Consider the following 4030-nt stretch of genomic DNA (forward strand, 5'->3'; position numbering starts at 1 on the left):
GTCCCTTTCCAACGCCGCAACCACCAGCGGCGGATCGCTTCCCGACCGGCGGCGCGTCGTTCCTGACATTGATTTCAGTGGGATTGTCGCCCGCCGCTCCTATCTTCCTTTCATCACAGGACTTGGCGACGGCACGACGCTCAACCGGACTGCACGGACCGCCGGGCCTCGACACGAAAGGAGTGTCCCATGAAACGAATGATGATGGTTCTGGCAACAGCGGCGCTCGCCTCGACTCTGGCGGTCGGCGCGGCCGAGGCGCACGGCGGCGGTGGCGGCGGCCATGGAGGCTTTGGCGGCGGCGGTTTCGGCGGCGGGCATATGGGCGGCATGGCGGGTCATGCGGGAGGATTCGGCGGAGGAATGCACGCCGGCACGTTTGGTGGCGGAGATCATGTCGGCGGCGGCGACCACTTCGCCTTTCACGGCACAGGCTTCGGCCAGCACGCATTCCATCATTATGGTCGCTATCGGCCCGGATATGGCTTCTATGGCGCCTACCCGGATTGCTACGATTGGTACGACCTGCATCCCGACCAGCCGTTGCCGCTAAGCTGCAGCTAGTTTGCGCGCGCGGCGCTTCGCCTTTGGCGGGCTCTGGCCGGCACTGATCCGGGCATCGTCGTGCTCGTGATGGTGCCGGCCATCATCCGCGCGCCAAATCATCGCTGTCGCCGAGACAGCCCGCGGTTCTCAACGCCAGCTCAAGTGCGCGTTGCTCGATCGGCGTCACCGCCATCTGCGGCGGACGGACCGCGTCACAGTCGAGCCGCCCGAGCAGCTTCAGGCAGGCCTTCAGCCGCGCCGAGGCACGTCCGCCCGGGCCGTCACGATAGATTGCCCTCGCCAGCGGATAGAGCTTTTCATGCACGGCGCGCGCCTGCATCCAATCTCCGGCCTCGGCCGCTTTCCAAAGCTCGACCACAAACTCCGGCGCGACGGCAGCAAGGCTGACCTGGCTGCCCGCCGTTCCGATCATGTAGCTCGTCAGGAGGTGCTCGTCGCCTGAGCTGAGCACGGTGAAGTCCGGACGCCGCTTGCGGATCGATCGCAGGTTCTGCTCATAGGCGGCGACCTCCCAGCTCCCCTCCTTGATTGCCACGAAGCGAGGGTCCGCCACCAGGTGCTCCAGAAGCGGTGGCGCATAGGCCATCGCGCCCGCGCCGACGGGGGCGGCGTAAAGCATCAAGGGCACGGACGTCGCGTCGCGGACACGACGGTGGTGCTCGATCACGCAGCTGTCGGCGTGGGCGAGCGCCCAGCTGTTGGGAGGAAACACCAGGAGCCCTTCAGCTCCGGCCCGCTCCAGCGCGGCCGCTTCTCGCGCCGCCTCGAGACTCGATTCGTGGTTGACCCCCGAGACGATCAGACAGTCCCTGGCATGCTCGCGCGCGACCTCCACGACACGCCGCTTCTCGGCCAGGGACAGCACAAAGTTCTCGCCGGCATGGCCGTTGACCAGCAACCCATTGATGCCGGGCACGGATGCCACCGACGCGATATGCGCTGCCAGCGCCGGCTCGTCGATCGCAAAATCGGACGTCATCGGCACGATGGTCGCGGCGTGGATGCCGCAAAGGCGAGCGCTGAACGATGGAACCGTCTTGGTCACGACCGATGCCGCCTGAGATCAGTGAATGATCTGGTCGAGGAACGTCCTTGCCCGCTCGGACTTCGGATGATTGAAGAACTCCTCCGGCGCGGCCTGCTCGACGATCTTCCCCTCGTTCATGAACACGATGCGGTCCGCGACCTCGCGGGCGAAACCCATCTCGTGGGTCACGCACAGCATGGTCATGCCCTCCTCCGCGAGCTTCTTCATGGTCTCCAGAACCTCCTTGACCATCTCGGGGTCGAGCGCCGAGGTCGGCTCGTCGAACAGCATGATCTTCGGCCGCATGCACAGCGCGCGCGCGATGGCGACGCGTTGCTGCTGGCCGCCCGAGAGCTGGCCAGGAAACTTCTCGGCCTGATCGGGAATCCGGACCTTGGTCAGGAAATGCATGGCAAGCTCCCTGGCTTCCCCCTTCGTCATGCCGTTCACGGTCATCGGCGCCAGGATGCAATTCTCCAGCACCGTCATGTGCGGGAACAGGTTGAAGCTCTGGAACACCATGCCGGTGTCGCGCCGGACCGCATCGATATTCTTCTGCTGACGGTCGAGCTCGGTGCCGTTGACGTAGATCAGCCCCTCATCGTGCTTCTCGATATGATTGATGCAGCGGATCAGCGTCGACTTGCCCGAGCCGGAGGGACCGCAGACCACGATCTTCTCGCCCTTGCCGACCTTGAGGTCGACCTCGTTCAACGCGGTGAAGTCGCCATAGTGCTTGTAGACGGCCTCCATGCGAACCGCAGGCACCTCGCGCAATTGCGGCTCCACCATTGCGCCGTCGGCACCACGAGCCGCATTCATCGACATCTCGCTCATGCGCGGGCCTCCACGCTTGTCTGTGCAACCGGCGCCCTTGCCGCAACCCGCCGGGATTTCGCAGCGCTCGATCGACCAAAATGCTTCTCCAGCCGGCGCTGAACCGCATCCCAGACCGAGGTGAGGATCAAATAGTACGCCGTTGCAGCGGCATAGACTTCGAGGATCTGAAAGTGCTCCTGCATCAGCATGTCGCTGCGGCGCATGAGCTCCTCGACCGAGATCACTGACGCCAGCGAGGTCGCCTTCAAGAGCGAGTTGATGGAATTGCCGAGTGGCGGGATCATCAGCCGAAACGCCTGCGGCAGGGTGATGCGCCGGAACGTCACCCATGGCGACAGGCTCAAGGCCCACGCGGCCTCCCGCTGCCCCGCCGAGACGGCCATGAAGCCGCTGCGGACGATCTCGGCGAGATAGGCGGCCTCGTTGAGGATCAGTCCGACCAACGCGCAGGTGATCACGGAGAACTTGATCCCCAGCTGGGGCAAGCCGCTGTAGATCACCACCAGCTGGATCAACAGCGGCGTGCCGCGAAAGAACCAGACGTAGAACCGCGCCGCGCCGGACAGCAATGGATTCGACGACATCCGCAGGAGCGCGATGCCCATGCCGAGAATCAATCCGCCGACGACGGCCGCCACCGTCAGGCCGATGGTGACCAGCACACCCTTCATCAGGAAGTAGTTGAAGAAGTAGTTGACGGCAGCCGTCGGACTGAAATGGCTCATCAGCGTATCTCCGTAGGTATCAGACCGGACCGGGGCCCGCGATCGCAAGCGGCTGATCGGCCGGCAGGCTGGTCAGGCCGAACTTGTCGAACAGTGCCTGGTAGCTGCCGTCGGCGCGCATGGTGTTGAGCGCCTTGACGACGGCATCGACCACCGTCTTGTTGCGGAAACCGAGCGTGGTACGCGCCGTGCCGAGGCCGCTCAGCACCTCCTTGACCCGCCCGCGGCCGACGAGATCGCGCGCCACGCTGTCGACCAGCAGCGCGTTGTCGACCTGTCCGGCGAGCAGCGCACTCACGACGTTGGTCGCCGTCGGGAACGTGCGCATCTCGATAGCGGGCCCGCCCTTTGCCACGTTCGCATCGCTGAGTTTCTTGAGCCAGTTCATCTGGTAAGTGCTGACCTCGACGGCGGATGTTTTCCCGATCAGGTCTCCTTCGGTAGCAATTTTTGTGCCGCTATCGGGCGCAACCACGACCGAAATGGCCTGAATTGCATAGGGCACCATGTACATCAGCTTGGAGCGTTCCTCGGTCCAGAACATTCCCGTATCGATCCCGTCGATGCGGCCCGCGGCCATGGCCGGTATCATGGCCGGAAAATCCATCCGGACGAGTTCGACCGGAAGACACAACCGCTTGCCGAGCTCCGCGGCCAGTTCCACGTTGAGGCCCTGCAGCTGGCCGTCCTTGTCGACGAATTGCTGCGGCGGATTGGTGGGGTTGATGGAGAGCTGCAGCTTTCCGGGCGCGATCAGATTGTCGTTGGTGATCGCGGGCGTGCACGCGGCATGCGCGGCGGCGGATGCGAGAACGAGTGCGGCAGCGGCACTCAAGCGAAGCAGTGTCGAGAGCATGTGATACCTCCAGTA

At 64.3% G+C, this 4030-nt stretch carries 6 protein-coding genes; 2 read left to right on the forward strand and 4 right to left on the reverse strand.

Going from position 1 to position 4030, the window contains the following annotated elements:
• Together ACXJL8_RS35795 and ACXJL8_RS35800 are read left to right on the forward strand one after the other, a co-directional pair.
• Positions 1-193 (forward strand): hypothetical protein (locus ACXJL8_RS35795; RefSeq protein ID WP_456686524.1); only part of this gene is annotated, 193 nt, incomplete at its 5' end.
• Positions 190-564 carry a hypothetical protein gene (locus ACXJL8_RS35800; protein WP_456617644.1) on the forward strand — a complete coding sequence of 125 codons (375 nt, stop codon included), beginning with the start codon at positions 190-192 and terminating at the stop codon, positions 562-564. The genes ACXJL8_RS35795 and ACXJL8_RS35800, both read left to right, overlap by 4 nt.
• An 82-nt stretch (positions 565-646) precedes the next feature.
• Here ACXJL8_RS35800 and ACXJL8_RS35805 read toward each other — a convergent pair whose 3' ends face one another.
• From ACXJL8_RS35805 to ACXJL8_RS35820, 4 genes are all read right to left on the reverse strand, one after another.
• Positions 647-1612, reverse strand: a complete 966-nt coding sequence (locus ACXJL8_RS35805) for a dihydrodipicolinate synthase family protein (protein ID WP_456617645.1) — start codon at positions 1610-1612, stop codon at positions 647-649.
• A gap of 18 nt (positions 1613-1630) precedes the next feature.
• Positions 1631-2431, reverse strand: coding sequence for an amino acid ABC transporter ATP-binding protein (locus ACXJL8_RS35810; RefSeq protein WP_456617646.1), 801 nt, complete (start codon positions 2429-2431; stop codon positions 1631-1633).
• Complete coding sequence (locus tag ACXJL8_RS35815) at positions 2428-3159, reverse strand: amino acid ABC transporter permease (RefSeq protein WP_456617647.1); 732 nt, start codon at positions 3157-3159, stop codon at positions 2428-2430. Before ACXJL8_RS35815 ends, ACXJL8_RS35810 begins: the two co-directional genes overlap by 4 nt.
• A gap of 19 nt (positions 3160-3178) precedes the next feature.
• Positions 3179-4030: ABC transporter substrate-binding protein (locus tag ACXJL8_RS35820; protein ID WP_456686525.1), on the reverse strand; the 852-nt coding region annotated here is incomplete at its 5' end.

It is taken from the genome of Bradyrhizobium sp. P5_C11_2 (assembly GCF_054049755.1).

Bases quoted from the DNA above. Each gene is read 5' to 3' on its own strand.
- ACXJL8_RS35800 (WP_456617644.1), top strand. From the start codon at position 190: ATGAAACGAATGATGATGGTTCTGGCAACAGCGGCGCTCGCCTCGACT.
- ACXJL8_RS35815 (WP_456617647.1), bottom strand. From the start codon at position 3,159: ATGAGCCATTTCAGTCCGACGGCTGCCGTCAACTACTTCTTCAACTAC.
- ACXJL8_RS35810 (WP_456617646.1), bottom strand. From the start codon at position 2,431: ATGAGCGAGATGTCGATGAATGCGGCTCGTGGTGCCGACGGCGCAATG.